13 protein-coding genes and 2 pseudogenes are annotated in these 16,429 nt (G+C 64.2%); 6 read left to right on the top strand and 9 right to left on the bottom strand.

The annotated features are described in order from the left end of the window. Nucleotides 1–266: 266 nt before the first annotated feature. From CKW34_RS20180 to CKW34_RS20195, 4 genes are all read left to right on the top strand, one after another. Entirely contained in the window at nt 267–1,184 is a 918-nt protein-coding gene (locus tag CKW34_RS20180; RefSeq protein WP_059384823.1) for a UTP--glucose-1-phosphate uridylyltransferase, read from the top strand. Nucleotides 1,185–1,595: 411 nt separating this feature from the next. Beyond that, the gene (locus tag CKW34_RS24370) at nt 1,596–2,465 is read left to right on the top strand and encodes a helix-turn-helix domain-containing protein (protein WP_155418996.1); all 870 of its coding nucleotides are present in this window, start codon (nt 1,596–1,598) and stop codon (nt 2,463–2,465) included. 263 nt (nt 2,466–2,728) lie between these two features. Next, nucleotides 2,729–3,451, top strand: a complete 723-nt coding sequence (locus CKW34_RS20190; RefSeq protein ID WP_231921948.1) for an aspartate dehydrogenase domain-containing protein — start codon at nt 2,729–2,731, stop codon at nt 3,449–3,451. 273 nt (nt 3,452–3,724) lie between these two features. Then, nucleotides 3,725–4,102, top strand: coding sequence for a hypothetical protein (locus CKW34_RS20195; protein ID WP_231921757.1), 378 nt, complete (start codon nt 3,725–3,727; stop codon nt 4,100–4,102). A 66-nt stretch (nt 4,103–4,168) separates the two neighbouring features. On the opposite strand, the pseudogene CKW34_RS20200 reads toward CKW34_RS20195, so the two are convergent. The 6 genes and pseudogenes from CKW34_RS20200 to CKW34_RS20230 all read right to left on the bottom strand — a co-directional run. Continuing rightward, a pseudogene (locus CKW34_RS20200) lies at nt 4,169–4,387 on the bottom strand (SDR family oxidoreductase); the annotation flags it as partial. Between the two features lie 37 nt (nt 4,388–4,424). Then, the gene (locus CKW34_RS20205; protein ID WP_080968475.1) at nt 4,425–5,654 is read right to left on the bottom strand and encodes an IS256 family transposase; all 1,230 of its coding nucleotides are present in this window, start codon (nt 5,652–5,654) and stop codon (nt 4,425–4,427) included. Nucleotides 5,655–5,750: 96 nt separating this feature from the next. Then, a pseudogene (locus CKW34_RS20210) lies at nt 5,751–6,461 on the bottom strand (SDR family NAD(P)-dependent oxidoreductase); the annotation flags it as partial. Nucleotides 6,462–7,148: 687 nt separating this feature from the next. Continuing rightward, on the bottom strand, nt 7,149–8,675 hold the full coding sequence (locus CKW34_RS20220; RefSeq protein ID WP_370670882.1) for a sugar transferase: 1,527 nt from the start codon (nt 8,673–8,675) through the stop codon (nt 7,149–7,151). A gap of 193 nt (nt 8,676–8,868) precedes the next feature. Continuing rightward, nucleotides 8,869–10,917, bottom strand: a complete 2,049-nt coding sequence (locus tag CKW34_RS20225; protein WP_059384807.1) for a heavy metal translocating P-type ATPase — start codon at nt 10,915–10,917, stop codon at nt 8,869–8,871. A 48-nt stretch (nt 10,918–10,965) separates the two neighbouring features. Then, nucleotides 10,966–11,625: a DUF305 domain-containing protein gene (locus CKW34_RS20230; RefSeq protein WP_026061714.1), complete on the bottom strand. Its 660-nt coding sequence runs from the start codon at nt 11,623–11,625 to the stop codon at nt 10,966–10,968. Nucleotides 11,626–11,815: 190 nt separating this feature from the next. On the opposite strand from CKW34_RS20230, the gene CKW34_RS20235 reads away from it, so the two are divergent. Beyond that, nucleotides 11,816–12,502 (top strand): response regulator transcription factor, encoded by a 687-nt coding sequence (locus CKW34_RS20235; protein ID WP_059384806.1) that lies wholly within the window; start codon nt 11,816–11,818, stop codon nt 12,500–12,502. Beyond that, nucleotides 12,499–13,617 carry a sensor histidine kinase gene (locus tag CKW34_RS20240; protein ID WP_059384805.1) on the top strand — a complete coding sequence of 373 codons (1,119 nt, stop codon included), beginning with the start codon at nt 12,499–12,501 and terminating at the stop codon, nt 13,615–13,617. Before CKW34_RS20235 ends, CKW34_RS20240 begins: the two co-directional genes overlap by 4 nt. Here CKW34_RS20240 and CKW34_RS20245 read toward each other — a convergent pair. The 3 genes from CKW34_RS20245 to bsh all read right to left on the bottom strand — a co-directional run bounded on the left by CKW34_RS20245 (nt 13,608) and on the right by bsh (nt 16,360). Next, nucleotides 13,608–14,045, bottom strand: a complete 438-nt coding sequence (locus CKW34_RS20245) for an SRPBCC family protein (RefSeq protein ID WP_059384804.1) — start codon at nt 14,043–14,045, stop codon at nt 13,608–13,610. The two genes, CKW34_RS20240 and CKW34_RS20245, sit on opposite strands and share 10 nt — an antisense overlap. Nucleotides 14,046–14,151: 106 nt before the next feature. Further along, on the bottom strand, nt 14,152–15,216 hold the full coding sequence (locus tag CKW34_RS20250; protein WP_231921759.1) for an MBL fold metallo-hydrolase: 1,065 nt from the start codon (nt 15,214–15,216) through the stop codon (nt 14,152–14,154). 172 nt (nt 15,217–15,388) lie between these two features. After that, the gene (bsh, locus tag CKW34_RS20255; protein WP_059384802.1) at nt 15,389–16,360 is read right to left on the bottom strand and encodes a choloylglycine hydrolase; all 972 of its coding nucleotides are present in this window, start codon (nt 16,358–16,360) and stop codon (nt 15,389–15,391) included. Nucleotides 16,361–16,429 lie beyond the last annotated feature (69 nt).

The following is a 16,429-nucleotide window of genomic DNA, read 5'->3' on the forward strand; positions in this document are numbered from 1 at the left end:
GGGGCGACACACCATGATGCCAATCGAGGCTCCGAAGGCGAGCCTGAGGCAATCCTCCCAGCCGTCTTGCACTTTCAGTGCATTTGTCGATTCGCGAAGCTGGAGATCGACCCCTAGACTGCGCTTACCGACCCCCACGTGACGTGGGATTTATAGTCGGATTTTCAAGGGTGAGATCTATCTCACCATTGTTCAACGTTTTGACCGAGCAGTCGCGGGTACTACCGCGCGGTCATGCGCTCGACAGGGGAGGCGAGGGTAGAACCATGAAAGAAGAAGTAGGAGTGGGTAAAGCGTTCCGGACGGCCGTGGTGCCGGCGGCGGGGATGGGAACTCGGTTCCTGCCGGCCACGAAGACAGTACCGAAGGAACTATTGCCGGTGGTCGACACGCCGGGCATCGAACTGGTCGCGACCGAAGCTGCCCACTCGGGAGCTCAAAGACTTCTCATCGTGACGTCCCCCGGAAAGGACGGAGTCGTGGCGCATTTCGTCGACGACTTCGACCTCGAGAAGCACCTCGAAGCAAAGGGCAAGCTCAAGCTGCTCGAGAAGGTGCGGCGCGCGCCCAATCTGCTCACTGTCGAATCAGTAGTCCAAGAGAAGCCACTCGGCCTGGGCCATGCTGTCGGCTGCGCGGAAGCTGCTCTGGAGCCGGACGAGGACGCGATCGCAGTTCTTCTCCCGGACGACCTCGTGCAACCGAGCGGCATCCTGGAAACGATGGCGCGCGTCCGAGCCAAGCGTGGGGGAACGGTGCTGTGCGCCATCGACGTTCCGAAGAGCCAGGTGAGCTCGTACGGAGTATTCGAGGTTGAGGAAGTACCCAACGTCGCGAATCCGGACGTTTTACGAGTCCGCGGCATGGTGGAGAAGCCGGCTCTTGCCGATGCTCCGTCCACACTTGCCGCCGCCGGCCGCTATCTGCTGGATCGTGAGATCTTCGACGCCCTCCGTCGGATCAAACCGGGCGCAGGCGGAGAACTTCAATTGACCGACGCGATCGCGCTGCTGATCGAGGAAGGTCACCCGGTCCACGTCGTCGTGCATCGCGGGACCCGCCACGACTTGGGCAACCCGGGTGGATATCTCCGGGCAGCGATCGATACCGCTCTCGACAGCGAGGAATACGGCGACGGCCTCCGTAGGTGGATCCACCAGCGGCTGGACTTGGACGCCATCTGAACGGAGTACGGCCGAATTACATCAATGGGACTTAGGTCCCGCCCTCGATGTGCCGTAGGTCCCGCATTCTGGTTAAATCCTCAAGTGTGTTGCCTCCCCGCAACATGCCCCTTCCCCTCCCCGGGAATTGGCGGCACCTGAGCCCCGCTGGCTCCTCCCCTCTGCCAGCGGGGCTCGCTCGACTTCGAGACAGCGCACCACGGACTACCAAGCGCGGCCCGAGACCACACGATTCAGATTGCAAGCGTTGACGCTTTTCGAACTCGGTGCCAAGATGATCAACCACGCGCTCGAACGCGCGTGCGAACAACTCAAAACAGATGGCCCGCCGCGACTGGCATCGCGACGGGCCTGATGTCCGACTAATCAGGAGTCGAACATGCGTCAGCATACCTATGCGCGGGTGACGTCGTGAGCATCGAAGCGATCACCTGGGCGCTCGAACGCGCCGACATTCCGTCCCCCACTCCGCCCGGGATGCCCTCAGCGCCAGCCCTGACAGTAGTGCTGCTCGGCCTGGCCAATCATGCGTCCCGACATGGTGCGGATGCGTATCCATCCGTGAGGAAGCTCGCCGGGTACGCCCGCATCAGCGAACGCCAGGTGCAACGTTGCCTGAAAGCGCTCGCCGCTCTCGGCCTCATCTCCAAAGGCGATCAAGAGCGAATTGCAGCGACAATCCCTCGCGAAGACCGTCGCCCAGTCCTCTACAACCTGTCGATGAAGCGGGGTGACACGTCGTCACCCCGCAGCTCTGAACGAGATGACAAGACGAAGCGCCACGGGGTGACGGGAACGACCGAGCGAGGTGACACCCCGGTCACCCGAACCGTCCTTGAACCAACAAATGAACCTGCTGCACTCCCCCGCCCGACAATTCGCACCCGCGATGCAACACGTGCGCAGCAGCCATCTCCCATCGACCGACTGGCCACGGCGTGCCGCCGGGCCGGCCTGTCTGCACGGTTCGACACCCTGACGCCGGCGAAGTGCACCCTCGTCGAGCAATCGATCGACACTCATGGCGTAGATGCTCTTGTCCGCGCCGCGCTCGAATGCCATCGACCGTGGGACCCAGCTCGCTCCGCAGCAGCATGGATCCCGATCTGGCAGTCGCTGCAACCACCCCGCCCGAAACTCCCGCCACGATGCGGCCGGTGCGATGAGTACGGCTGGTTACCCGACGACGAACTCGGGCGTGCAGTGCGATGCCCATGCCGCCAAGTGACGTCGCACAGGATTCCCACTTCACCTCAGGAGGCGATGCTCTTGGCAGCATGAGCACACTTGCCGCTGGCGGTAGTGCGCTGGCGCCGTAGTTGCCCTCGTAGCAACGCATTCCGATCCCTTGAGTGGTGCTGCGAGTGATACGACGACGTCGCGAATCAGACATCGCCGATTCCTTCTCTCGGTACCATGAGCCCGTATTTCGTGGAAACGAGCGGCGGCATGCCGCGGAGGATGTGAGGCAACTGGCACCCGAAGAAATCGAACATCGTCCGATAGCAGTGTGCGTCGTCGGGACCGGCGCGATCGGACAGACGGTGATCGACGCTCTGCGCGCCGACTCGGTGCCGGACGTAAGCCTCACGGCCGTGTTGGATTCACGAAGCAGCCCGGAGGAGGCCGCCGCCGCATTCGACGCCGCAGACATTGTGGTGGAAGCTGCCACAGTCGACGCCGCTCGGACTTTGCTCCCCGAAGTGGTGAAACGCGGAAAGGACGTCATCGTCTGCTCGTGCGGCGTCTTCGCCGAGCGCGGTTTCGATGTGGAGTCGTTCAGCTCCGGACCAGGACGTGTGCTGCTCCCGACGGGCGCGATCGGCGGTTTCGATGTTCTGGCCGCAGCGACACGTGCAGGAAGCCGCGATGCACGCCTCACCCACACCACGATCAAACGGCCCGGCGCGCTCGGCATCGAAGAATGTCTGGACGCGGAACGCACCGTTTTCCGAGGATCTGCCCGAGAGGCTGCGCTGGCCTTTCCGCGAACCTCGAACTCATCGGTGGCTCTCGCTCTCGCGACCCTCGGACTCGACCGGGTCGAGGTGGTGGTCGTTGCCGATCCCGCCGCTACGAGCACGCGTCACAGAGTCGAGTGGGAGTCACCGCTCGGCCGGTACGAGCTGGCGTTCGAGAACTCGATCGACCCGGCATCGAGTGGGCGCACGTCTGCGATCACAGCCTGGTCGGTGATCGAGGTACTTGCTGCGCTATCGCTCGGGATCGGTCCCGGCGCGGTCGTGCTCGGGCCTCGCCGCAGGTAGTGGCCGACCTCCCGAACAGCTCCCAAGGCTCGCCGCGGAGATTGGTCGCTTTCGCGTGTTTGGACCAGAATTTCGGGACGAAAGTCCCAGGTGTGCGGGCGGAATCGTAACCACTTCTGTCACATTCATGTTTCCTGATAGTTGCCTGGGTAGCGGAGCGCGAACAGGTCCTGTACACAGTGTGAAACAACACATTTCGCAGGTGAAGGTGTAACTCCCTACCGGGAGCGGCAACTCGGTTTCACCTGACCTACTCGCACCCTGGAGCAGCCTGTGACCACATCATCGATTTCCGACCGACCGGCACGGGTACTTTTCCTCGGCACCCCCTCCAACTCCGTCGCACTCGACAGGTGGGCAGAACTGCAGGAGCGCCTCGGCCTCGCAGGTATCGAGACCACGACCGCCTTCGAAGGCGAGGTGGATTACGCGATCCTCACCGAGGATATTCTCGACGGCTACTGCACCGCTGCCGAGGCACTGACCCTGCAGAAGCTCCGGGCTCGCGGGATCACATGCGCAAGCACCTGCGCCGGTCCCGAGCAGATCCTCGCAGCGCTAACGGAGACCTCCGCCGACGTTGCCTCGGTGGTGCCGATCTCGGCGGCCAGGGGACGCAGTTTTGGACGCGCTGTAAGCAACGCCGTCTAATCACAGAACGAATCGTGCGCGTCGGTGGATATTCACCGACGCGCACGATTTGTTTCGAACCATTTTCTACGGCGAGGGCATTCCGCCATTGACGTGGATCGTCGCCCCAACCACGTAGCTCGACTCCGGCGACGCCAGGAACACATAGGCGGGCGCCAACTCGGTCGGTTGCCCAGCACGCCCGAGCGGGGTGTTCTGCCCGAATTCGGGCAGCTCCTCCTTCGGTTGGCCATCCGAAGGCTGGAGGGGCGTCCAGATCGGTCCGGGCGCAACCGCGTTCACGGGGAGTGTCCGATAAACGGTGGATCCGGCCTGGCATCGGTTAGTTGATGCGTCCTTCGAAAGTGATCGCGAAGGCATTGAGGGCAGGCTTCCACCTCATCGCCCATCGTGCCCTACCCCGACCGGTGGGGTCCAGCGCCCGCGTCGCAAGATAGAGACACTTCAGCGCGGCCTGCTCGGTCGGGAAATGCCCACGGGCGCGGATCGCACGCCGGTAGCGGGCATTGATCGACTCGATCGCGTTCGTCGAGCAGATCACCCGCCGGATCTCGACGTCGTAGTCGAGGAACGGCACGAACTCGCTCCACGCGTTCTCCCAGAGCCGGACGATCGCCGGATACTTCGGTCCCCACTTGGTGGCGAACTCGACGAACCGTTCCTTGGCCGCGGCCTCGGTCGGAGCGGTATAGATCGGTTTGAGATCGCGGGACATCTCGTCCCAATGCTGGCGTGGTGCGAATCGAAAAGTGTTGCGGATCAAGTGGATAACGCAAGTTTGCACCACTGCGAGTTCCCACACGGTGTTGATCGCCTCCGGCAAGCCTTTCAACCCGTCGCAGACGACGATGCACACATCGGCCACTCCGCGGTTTTTGATCTCGGTGAGCACCGCCAGCCAGAACTTCGCGCCTTCCCCGCCGTCGCCGGCCCACAACCCCAGGATGTCGCGTTCACCGTTGACGGTCACCCCGATCGCGACGTAGATCGGTCGGTTGGTGACCTGACCGTCGCGGATCTTGACGTGGATGGCGTCGATGAACACCACCGGATACACCCGATCGAGGGGCCGGTTCTGCCACTCGGTCATCTCCTCGAGCACCTTGTCGGTGATCCGGGAGATGGTGTCCTTCGACACCGACGCTCCGTAGATATCCTGAAAGTGTGCCGAGATCTCGCCGGTGGTCAATCCTTTGGCGCTGAGCGAGAGCACGATCTCGTCGATGCCGGTCAGCCGCCGTTGCCGTTTGCGCACGATCTTCGGTTCGAAGCTCGAGTCGGTGTCCCGCGGGACGTCGATCTCGACCGGGCCGATCTCGGTGAGCACCGTCTTCGATCTGGTGCCGTTGCGGGAGTTGCCGCTGCCGCGACCGGCCGGGTCGTTCTTCTCGTAGCCGAGGTGCTCGGTCATCTCCGCATCCAGTGCGGTTTCGAGCACGTTCTTCGTCAACTGCCCGAGCAGTCCGTTCGGGCCCATCAGCTCGATGCCCTGCTCTTTGGCCTGGGCCAGCAGCTGCTGCGCCAACTCCAGCTGGTTCACCTCGTCCGCCATGGGCTCCAGTGTTTCCGTCACGGTCGATCCTTCCCGCCAAGCTCGCTGCTCGGCGTGTCAGGCCAACCCGGATCCACCGTTATTCAGACAGTCCCCGTTCACGCGGATGCCCTTCTCCGCCAGCTGGGTCGCCATGTTCTTCGTGAAGTTGTTGATCGCGGCCTTCGTCGACGAGTAATCGATCAACGCCGGCGACGGCTGGTACGCCACGATCGATGTGGTGTTGATGATCGTCGAGCCCGGTTGCAGATGCTTCAATGCCGCGCGCGTGGTGCGGAACATCGCGAGGATGTTCACCTGGAAGGTCTGCTCGAGTTGATCGTCGGGCAGGTCGTCCAACCCTTCGACCGCAATCTGCTTGCCGGCGTTGTTGACCAGGATGTCCAGGCCACCGAGTTGTTCGACCGCCTGGTTGACGACGTCGGAGCAGAACGAGGCATCCGTCAGATCACCGGGAAGCGTGACCGCCTTACGACCGCTCTCGTTGATGATGCGGGCAACGTTCTTTGCGTCGGGTTCCTCGTCCGGCAGGTACGAGATCGCGACGTCGGCACCCTCCCGGGAGAAGGCGATGGCAGTAGCAGCGCCGATGCCAGAGTCACCACCGGTGATCAATGCCTTGCGTCCTTCGAGCCGGCCTGTGCCTCGATAGGAGAATTCGCCGATGTCTGCTTTGGGCACCATGTCGGCGTCGAGGCCCGGCTCGGGCTGGTCCTGCTTCGGTGGCGAGATGGACGGGTAACGAGTCGTCGGATCCTGGAACTTCAGTTGATCGGTCTTATTGGTGTGCACGTCTTGTTCAGCCATGAGTACCGCCTGTCAATGGGTGATCGTTCGAAGTGCTCGAAAGCTTGTTGCAAATGGCTTCCCGGGGCAGCAAGACCGCAAACCCCGACACCTGCGACGACTTCTTCCACGACAGGAGACTCGGACGAGCGTTCACCGAAAACGATCAGGGCTTGTCCACTCGACACGCACGCCCCGTGAAGGTGTACCTGCGTCTCTTGGTGCCACGCTTCCGACGTCGAATCCCCTTCGGTGATGCGCGCTCCCCTTCGACCGGTGACTGTGCGTCCCGCAGGACGGGACGGCCAGCCACGTCGAGAGTCGACCAACGCTCGGCAGGCGCTTCGCGTTCGTCACGCGCGCGGATGATCCGACCGAGAATCACCGCAGCGGCAACGGACACGACGGCCCAACCGAGCAACACCCAGAGAATCCAATGCACGACTTGGACAACGGTCCAAGTTTCCCTCTTGTTACGCGATCAGACGGACTTCACCCCGAACTTCACCCCGTCAGCTGGTGTTATCGAGGGTCCCGGCCTCTGGAAAGTAGCCACGAAGAACAAAGTAGCCACGAAGAACAAAGACCCCGCCGGAAGGGCATGCGAGTAACCTTCCGGCGGGGTTCGATGTCACCGTGCAGGGGACGGCGACAGCCTGAGACACTACCGTGAAGTTGATCTTGGGGCGAGAATCGCTCGATCGAAGGTCAGTACGCGCCTTCGCTGGCGACGACCGCTTTCACGGTCTTCATGATGATCAGCACGTCGGAGACCATGGACCAGTTCTCCACGTACGACAGATCCAGACGCACCGACTCGTCCCACGACAGGTCCGAGCGACCACTGACCTGCCAGAGACCCGTGACGCCGGGGCGTACCAGCAGACGACGCTTGACCCGGCCGTCGTAGCTCTCCACCTCGCGCCGCAGCGGCGGACGCGGTCCCACCACGCTCATCTCGCCGCGCACGACGTTGATGAACTGCGGCAACTCGTCGATGCTGAACCGGCGCAGGACCCGGCCGACACGAGTGACGCGCGGGTCTTCCTTCATCTTGAAGAGCAGACCGGCACCCTCGTTCTGATCGAGCAGCGTGTCGACCAGCTTGTCGGCGTTCTGCACCATCGAGCGGAACTTGATCATCCCGAACGGAGTTCCGTCGAGTCCGATGCGCTCGGCCTTGTAGAAGACCGGACCGCCGTCCTCGAGCTTGATCAACAGTGCCACGACAGCGAAGACCGGCGCCAGGCACAGCAGCGCGGCGAGCGAGAACGCGAGGTCGAACAGACGCTTCCCGCTGCGCTTGGCACCGTGATAGCTCGGCTTCTCCACATGGATCAGAGGCAACCCGGCAACCGGACGCATCTCGATGCGCGGACCGGCGACGTCGACGACGCCGGTCGCCACCACCAGATCGGCGCGCTCGGGTTCGAGCTGCCACAGCAGGTCGCGAATGCCCTCGTGACCAAGAGTCTCGGTGGCGGTCACCGCGACGGTGTCGGCACCCGAAGCGCGCAATGCTTCGACGACGGTGTTCTCGTCGCCGTGGATCGGGATCTGCCGTCCGTCCACATCGATGCTCTCGCTCGGCACACCGGAATAACGCGGCACGCACACGCCCACCACGCGATAACCCTCGCCGCTGCGACGCTGGAATGTGCTGGCCATGTGGCGAACTGCGCGAGCACCGCCCACCACCAGCACCGACGTCGTGAACTCGCCCTTCCGGCGCCGGCGTGCGACGGCTCGTCGCCAGACCCACCGGAAGAACAGCAGACCCGCCAGACCGACGGGCAGAGCGATGGCGAGATAACCGCGCGCGAGTTCCATCCGGAAGATGAGCGCCACGATGGCAACGAGGCCGAAAAGATTGAGCGTCGCCGAAACGACGCGCTGATATTCCTCGAAGCCGGCGCCGATCACCCGCCTGGAGCGTGTACGGAACAATGAAAGAAATGCGATCCACGCGGCGCCGAGCGCAACGGAGATCAGCGTGTAACTCAGCGTTCCGACACCGTCCATGGTGACGAGCGAGTCCTGGCCGAACCGCACCACGTGCGCGAGCGCGACAGCCAGCACGACGACCAGAGCGTCAGTCACGAACAAGGTATTGACGTAGGACTTCTGCCAGCCCCACCTGGTGGACCTCCGATTACCGGCCGGAGCGCCGGTACTGGTGTCGATACGCGAAAGGTCTTGCACAGCATCGTCGTTTGTCTGACGAACCGTGGTCATGACGGAAGAACCCTCATAGTGTGTCTCCTCCCCGAGACGCTTCGACGCTCGAGCACCTCCCTGCACTCGGACGTCGACAACCCCGTATACCGAAGCCACGTCCCCCGTAGCGGCCCCGATACGTTATGCGATTGAGATCGTCTCACAGAAGTGTTGCTTGCGCGCGACAACAAAAGAGAAGTTATCGAGAAACTCACCCGTTGGTAGCGTGCTCGGGGTCGAGATCGAGGCGCCGGAGCGTCTGGGCGTTGAGCGCGACGACGATCGTCGACGCCGACATGAGCACTGCGGCGAGAGCCGGCGAGATCGCGACACCGGCGAAGGCGAGCACACCGGCCGCCAACGGAACGGCGACGACGTTATATCCAGTTGCCCACAGCAGATTCTGCCACATCTTGCGATAACTCGCGTGCGAGAGCTCGACGATCGACAGCACCGCTCGCGGATCGTTCGCGGCGAGGACGACGCCGGCCGACTCGATCGCGACGTCCGTGCCGGCTCCGATGGCGATGCCGACGTCGGCACGCGCAAGGGCAGGTGCGTCGTTGACGCCGTCGCCGACCATCGCGACGGTGTGCCCGCGCTTCTGCAATTCGGCGACCTTCGCGTCCTTGTGTTCCGGAAGCACTTCCGCGAACACTTCGTCGATCCCGAGATCTGCGGCCACGGCGTCGGCCACCTGCTGGGCATCGCCGGTGATCATCGCGACCGTCACACCCCGCGCATGCAGAGCGTCGACGGCCTGCCGCGATTCGTCGCGCACGGTGTCCTCGAGCGCCACTGCTCCGAGTACCCGCCCGTCGGAGGCGACGTGCAGCACCGATGCGCCACGTCGTACCCATCCGTCGGTGACTGCGGCGACGTCGTCGGGCACCGACAACTGCAGGGACGACAGCATGGACGGTCCGCCGATCGTCACCTCCACACCGTCGACCAGTCCGCGCACGCCGCGGCCGGGCAACGAGCGGAAGTCCGTCACCACCCTCCGCTCCGCCGACGGCACGCGGGCATCGGTGGCAGCCATGATGGCTCGCGCGACCGGGTGCTCGCTGTCGGCTTCGACCGCTGCTGCCAGGGCGAGCAGATGCTCCTCGTCGGTCCCCGCCGTCGCGACGACACCGGTGACCTCGTGCCTGCCTTGCGTGAGGGTGCCGGTCTTGTCGAACAGCACTGCGTCGACGGTGCGCATGCGCTCGAGCGCCAACCGATCCTTGACGAGCACACCCGCCCGAGCCGCGCGCTCGGTCGAGATCGCGATCACCAGCGGAATCGCCAGACCCAGCGCGTGGGGACAAGCAATGACCAGGACGGTCACAGTGCGCACCACGGCTTCGTCGAGATTGCCGAGCAACGTCCACACGAGGAAGGTGAGAGCACCCGCGACCGCGGCGAAGTAGAAGAGGAAGGCTGCGGCGCGATCCGCCAGCGCCTGCGCGCGGGACGAGGACGCCTGGGCGTCGGCGACCATGCGTTGGATGCCGGCCAACGCGGTGTCCTCCCCCACCGCCGTGATCCGAATTCGCAACGCGCTGTCGGTGGCGACGGTGCCCGCGACCACCGCGGCGCCGACGTCGCGGGTGACCGTCTTGGATTCGCCGGTGACCATCGACTCGTCGACCTCGGCAGTCCCGTCGATGACCGTGCCATCGGCGGGCACGCGCGCTCCGGCACGCACGAGCACCACGTCGTCGAGGGACACTTCGTGCAACGGCACCTCGACGACACCATCGTCGGTGACCTTCTCTGCGGTGTCGGGCAACATCGCGGCCAATGCTTCGAGTGCTCCGGAGGCCGAACCCAGCGCTCGCATCTCGAGCCAGTGGCCGAGCAGCATGATGACGATCAGCAGCGCCAGTTCCCACCAGAAGTCCAGGTCGAAACCGCCGACCTCGAGAGTCGTGGCCCACGACGCGACGAAGGCCACCGTGATGGCCATCGCGATCAGCAGCATCATCCCCGGTCGGCGGGAACGCAGTTCGGCCCAGCCGCCGGTCAGGAACGGCACGCCGCCGTAGAAGAAGATGACGGTGCCCAGTACCGGTGGGATCCACTCGATGCCCGGAACATCCGGGAGGTGGTAGCCGAAGAGCTCGGCGACCATGTGGCTGAATACGACGACCGGCACCGACAGGATCAGGCTGACCCAGAACCGTCGCCGGAACATCTCGCCGTGCGCGCCGTGCCCCGCGTGACGATCGCGGCCGGCGTGCTCGTGGGTGTGTTCGTGCACCTGCTGGGACATCGACAGCTCCTGACTCGGCCGACGGGACGAACCTACGACGCGGATCGGCTACAGAGTGGTCAACAACTGACGCATCGTGTCGATTTCCTTCTGCTGGGTGTCGGCGATGGTGCGGGCCAGCTCGACGGTCTCGGGGTACTGCCCGTCCTCGATCTCGTCCTGCGCCATCTCGATCGCTCCCTTATGGTGGACGATCATCTGCTCCAGATACAGGCGGGCGGCGTCGATACCTTGCGCGTCGGACAGTGCCTGCATGTCCTGCTCGCTCATCATTCCGTCCATATGCGGCATGTCGTCCATACCCGGCATATCCGAGACAGCTGGCATGCCGGACATGTGGCCGTTCATTCCAGGAGCGTCGTCACCGTGCATGGGCATGCCCCATTCCTCGAGCCATGCCTCGAACTGCTCGATCTCGGGTTGTTGCTCTGCCTTGATCTGCTCGGCCAGCGCCCTCACCGGCTCCGGGATGCCGTCCTTTGCCAGCAGCATGTCGCTCATCTCGATGGCCTGCGCATGGTGCGGGATCATCATGCGCGAGAACATCACATCGTCCTGGTCGAACCGCGCGGAGTTCGCCTCGGCGGATGTCGGAGCCGAAGTGGCGGTCGCCGTGGTTGCTTCGTTGCCACTGGAATCACTGCACGCAGACGTCGTGAATGCCACTGCCAGCGCGATCGCACCGGCAGCCAGAGCCTTCTTGTTCATGGCATCCACCCTCGCGTGTGCGCTCCCGGGTTCCGGTGGAGATCTCATGAAGATTTGCTCAAGAAGTGCGGGCACATCGTCAGCACCACGGCGGGTGGTGATGATGGATGCCATGCCTTCCTCTGTTCGCCCAACGGGACCATCCGGCGGATCCGCACCCGCCCCGAGCTCGACCGGCCGGATGCGAGCCATGGTCGTCGAGGACGAGGAGTCGTTGGCAAAGCTCGTGGGTTCGTATCTCGAACGCGACGGCTTCGACGTGACGATCACCGGCGACGGATCCGAGGCCGTGACCCTCGCGCGGCAGGTCGACCCCGACATCCTGGTGCTCGACCTCGGCCTACCCGGACTCGACGGTGTCGAGGTGTGCCGGCAGCTGCGCACCTTCTCCGACGCCTACGTCGTGATGCTCACCGCGCGCACAGAAGAAGTCGACACCCTGATCGGCCTGTCCGTCGGGGCCGACGACTACCTGACGAAGCCGTTCAGCCCGCGCGAACTCATGGCCCGCATCCAGGCCATGCTGCGTCGTCCCCGGACCACCGCGCGGACCTCAGCCTCTACGGGCCGGCAGGACCGCGTGTTCGGCGATCTGTCCATCGACGTCGACGGACGGGAGGTCGCCGTCTCCGGCACACCGGTCGCACTTACCCGCACCGAGTTCGACATCCTCGCTGCCCTGGCGCAGGACCCAGGAGTCGTATTCACCCGGGCGCAGCTCATCGCGGCCGTGTGGGGACAGAACTGGGTGGGCGACGACCACCTCGTGGACGTGCACATCGGCCATCTGCGCCGCAAACTCGGCGACGATGCGAACCAGGGACGTTTCGTGCGCACCGTCCGCGGCGTCGGCTACCGGATGGGTACAGGACGATGACGTCCCGCTCCCCCACCGCGACGAGCTTCGGCACCCGCCTGTTCCTCGCACTCGTCGCCGTCGTCGTCGGATGTGCCGTCAGCGCATGGCTGGTCGCGTCCGCTCTCGCTCCCGGGATCTTCCACGACCATCTCGGACAAGCGGGCATCGATCACGATTCGAGCCAGGCCGCCCACGTCGAAGAAGCCTTCACCTGGGCCATCGTCCTCGCGTGGGGCCTGGCGGTCGCGATCGCGGTGCTGTTGGCCTCGGCGGTCAGTTGGTACATCGCGCGACGGATCCAGCGTTCGCTCGACACGGTGACCACCTCCACCGCGCAGATCGCCGGAGGTCGTTACGACACCCGCGTCCCCAGCCCCGAGCTCGGCCACGAATTCGACGAACTGGCAACCAGTTTCAACGAGCTGGCACGACGCCTCGAAGCCACCGAAATCACAAGGCGCAGAATGCTCGCCGACCTCGGGCACGAAATGCGCACACCCATCGCCACACTCGATTCCTATCTGGAAGCACTCGAGGACGGCGTCCGCACTCTCGACGACGACACCCGGCAGATTCTGCGAGCCGCCACTCACCGGCTGAACCGCCTGGCACAGGACATCACCGCCGTCTCCCGGGCGGAAGAGCACCTCACCCGCATCCATCGGGTGCCCACGACCACCGGCACCCTCGTCGCCACGGCGGTCGACGCGGTGCGCGAGCAGTACGACGGCAAAGGCGTGACGTTGCAGGCCGAGGTCGTCGAATCCGCGCCGGTGACGGTCGATCCCGACCGGCTCGGACAGGTGCTGGCGAACCTGCTGGACAACGCCCTACGGCACACACCGGCAGGAGGAAACGTCACCGTCGCCACGCGCATCCTGGGCCGCGGCCGAACGGAGATCACCGTGACCGACACGGGCGCCGGTATCGCGCCCGACCACCTCGACCACCTCTTCGACCGGTTCTACCGCGCGGACACCGCCCGCGAACGGAATCACGGCGGCAGCGGCATCGGTCTGACGATCGCGCGGGCACTCGTCGAAGCCCACGACGGTCGCATCCACGCGCACAGTGAGGGACCGGGCTGCGGAGCCCGGTTCACTCTGGAACTGCCGACGGCGAGTCAGGCGTAATTGGACAGGACGAACTCGGTCAGCCCCTTCCGGACCGCTTCGACCGCATGCTTCTGCCCGCGCTTCAGCACGAAGCCGGGAACCGGGACCTTCGGTTCGAGCGACATGGTGACGTGCACACGGGTGCCGCGCTCGGTCGGCTCGAGTGCGTACTCCCCGTCCTGGCTGCGCTGCATGGAACTCTCGACGAGAGTCCACGACGTCGACGTCTCCGTCCACGAATGCTCGATGATCTGGGTGTCGGAGAAGCCGAGCAGCGACAGCGTCATGCGGATCCGGATCGGCCGGCCGTCGTCGTCCCTGGTGAGGACCTCGACGCTCTTGTGGGCCGACGACCACTCGGGGATGCGCTCGACATCCTCGAGGGCGCGCATCACCTGCTCGGGTGTGGCGTCGATGTCGAATCGATCGGAGACGCTGGCCGCCACGTCGGGTCCTCCTCGTCGGAAACGGGGTACATCGACCAGATGACCCCGGATGCCCTATGACGAAACCCCACCGACGGTGCCGGCGGGGTTCGGTCCGTGCTGTCGATCAGTTGTCGACCTGCACCTCGTCGTCGGTGATGAGGAAGGTCATCAGGTCGGTGCCGACGGTCAGCGGGCCGTCGTAGTTCTCCCGGGTGCGTTCGATGAGCGTCTCCTCCGAGATGCCGGGGACGCGGCCGGGGATGCCGTTGACGATGTGGCTGTACACGGCCATCTTCGGCTGGGTCTGCTCGAAGATGTCGCCTGCCTGCTGCGGGTTCGTGTGGTGCGCGTACACGCTGGGCAGCGCAGTCGGATCCTCGAAGTCGGCGACCTCGTGCACCAGCACGTCGACGCCTTCGCCGAACTTCAGAACGTTCTCGGTGGGCACGGTGTCGCCGCTGATGAGCACCGACTTGCCCGCGTAGTCGACTCGATAACCGACCGCCGGCTGGATGGCACCGACCGGATCGTGCTCCACGGTGAACATCGTGACGGTGACGCCGTCCTGATCGAAGACGACGCCGTCTTCCGCGAACTCGTGCGATTCGATCGGCGTGGTCGCGGGATCGACTTCCTTGTCCGCGACGCGCACGTCGATGTCGTTGCGGTAGGTGCTCTGCATTCCGTCGCCGATGTTCCGGACGCCGACGGGTCCGTAGAGCTGGAAGGCGCCCTCGCGCCCACCGAGCGCCGGGACGTAGCTGCTCATCCAGAGGTCGGACAGACCGTTGATGTGGTCGGAATGGAAGTGGGTGAGGAAGACGGCATCGACCTGACCGACCGGCACGCCGGCCTGCGTGAGGCGCACCGTGGCTCCGCGTCCCGCATCGAAGACGAGGTTCAAGCCGTTGGCCTGGACCAGCGTGGACATGCCGTAGCGCTCGGTGCTCGGCACCGGGCTGCCCGTGCCGAGCAGCGTCACACGCATCTCGCCCTCGGCGGGAGCTTCGGAGGCCGGGTGAGCGGAGTCCGTGGGCGAACCATCCGACGCCGTCGTTTCCTGGGCTGCGGGTGTCTCCTGAGCTGCAGATTCACCGGAGCTGCAGCCCGTGAGTGCGAGCGCGAGAACACCCGACACCACTACTGCCGCCGTGCGGATCCGGCCGAATTCGAATGAGCGTCGTGACACCGAAGGTTCCTTCCAAGGGAACGAGAGATTCTGTACGCACTGCGTACGTCACGAACGCTGTGCGTACATACTGTGCGGGTCGTCACATCGGAAAGTCAAATCACGAAGTCGTCTCGGAAGACGGGAACGGCCCCGACGACGAAACTCCGAGGCCGTTCCGATCGAGCTGCGTTCAGTTCTGCATGAGGACCTGCTGGCTCTTCACCAGCGGATACGACGCCAGATTGCTCCCGTCAAGATCCTCTTTGTGCATGTCCACGCCGGTGATCTGGCTGTTCTCGTAGGTGCGGTAGTAGTAGATGCCCTTGTGGGTGTTGCAGCACGACGAGTAGATGGTGATCTCGTATTTGTCGTCGAGCCGAACACATCCGCGTTGTTGCTCCACGGAACCGAGAATGTGGAAGAACTGGCTGATCGCCTCGGACTCCGATTCGCCCGATACCGAATTCACCTTGGTGAAGGCGGCCTTGACGAAACGCGACATCGAGGACAGGTCTCCCGGCAACCCCACAGCACCGAGGCCGCGACTGTAAGTATCGAAGGGGATCTCCTTCGAGAAGCGCGGCTCGGGTGGATCGACCGACAGACTCATGTAGTTGTTGATGTTGAACAACTGGATGTCGAAGGTCGGATTGTTCGTGAGGACCTGGATCGGGTTGTCGTGGACCTTCAAGCCCTCGGCGACGGATTCGACGGTAATGGACTCGTCCCGGTCGGAAATGATCCAGTGCAGCGGGGACGGCGGGAACTCCTCACTGAACGCAATGTCGACGATGCGCACGTCCGCAAGCGCGTCCCGCACCTGCGCGACGGTCTCGAACTGTCCGAGCACCCAGGGGATGAACTCGAACGACGCGACGTTCGTCCCGTCCTCCGAAACGGGCTTGTAGTCGGCATTGTCGGGGAAATTCAGCCCCGCCATGCTCAAGCCCTTCTCGTTGGTCGCGTCGTAGTAGAGCGGATAACCCTCGGCTACCGTCGCCATGCCGATCATGGCGTGATGCGTCTTCAGTGGCGGCACCTTACGGAACTCGAACGGGAAGTTCCGCGGCGTGACCGTCACCGCTTCCCGGTAGGAGTATTCGAGGTCGAGATTCCGGCCGAAATAGTGGTCCTTGGCGGTGTAGTTGGCGGCTGTGCACATGCGGCTACCTCCGGACTGTTTCGTCCCACGGTATCGGCATATGCGTGGACGCATGGCGGTTCGGACGGT

Origin of the sequence: Rhodococcus rhodochrous (assembly GCF_900187265.1) — a bacterium.
GTDB classification, from domain to species: Bacteria; Actinomycetota; Actinomycetes; order Mycobacteriales; family Mycobacteriaceae; genus Rhodococcus; species Rhodococcus rhodochrous.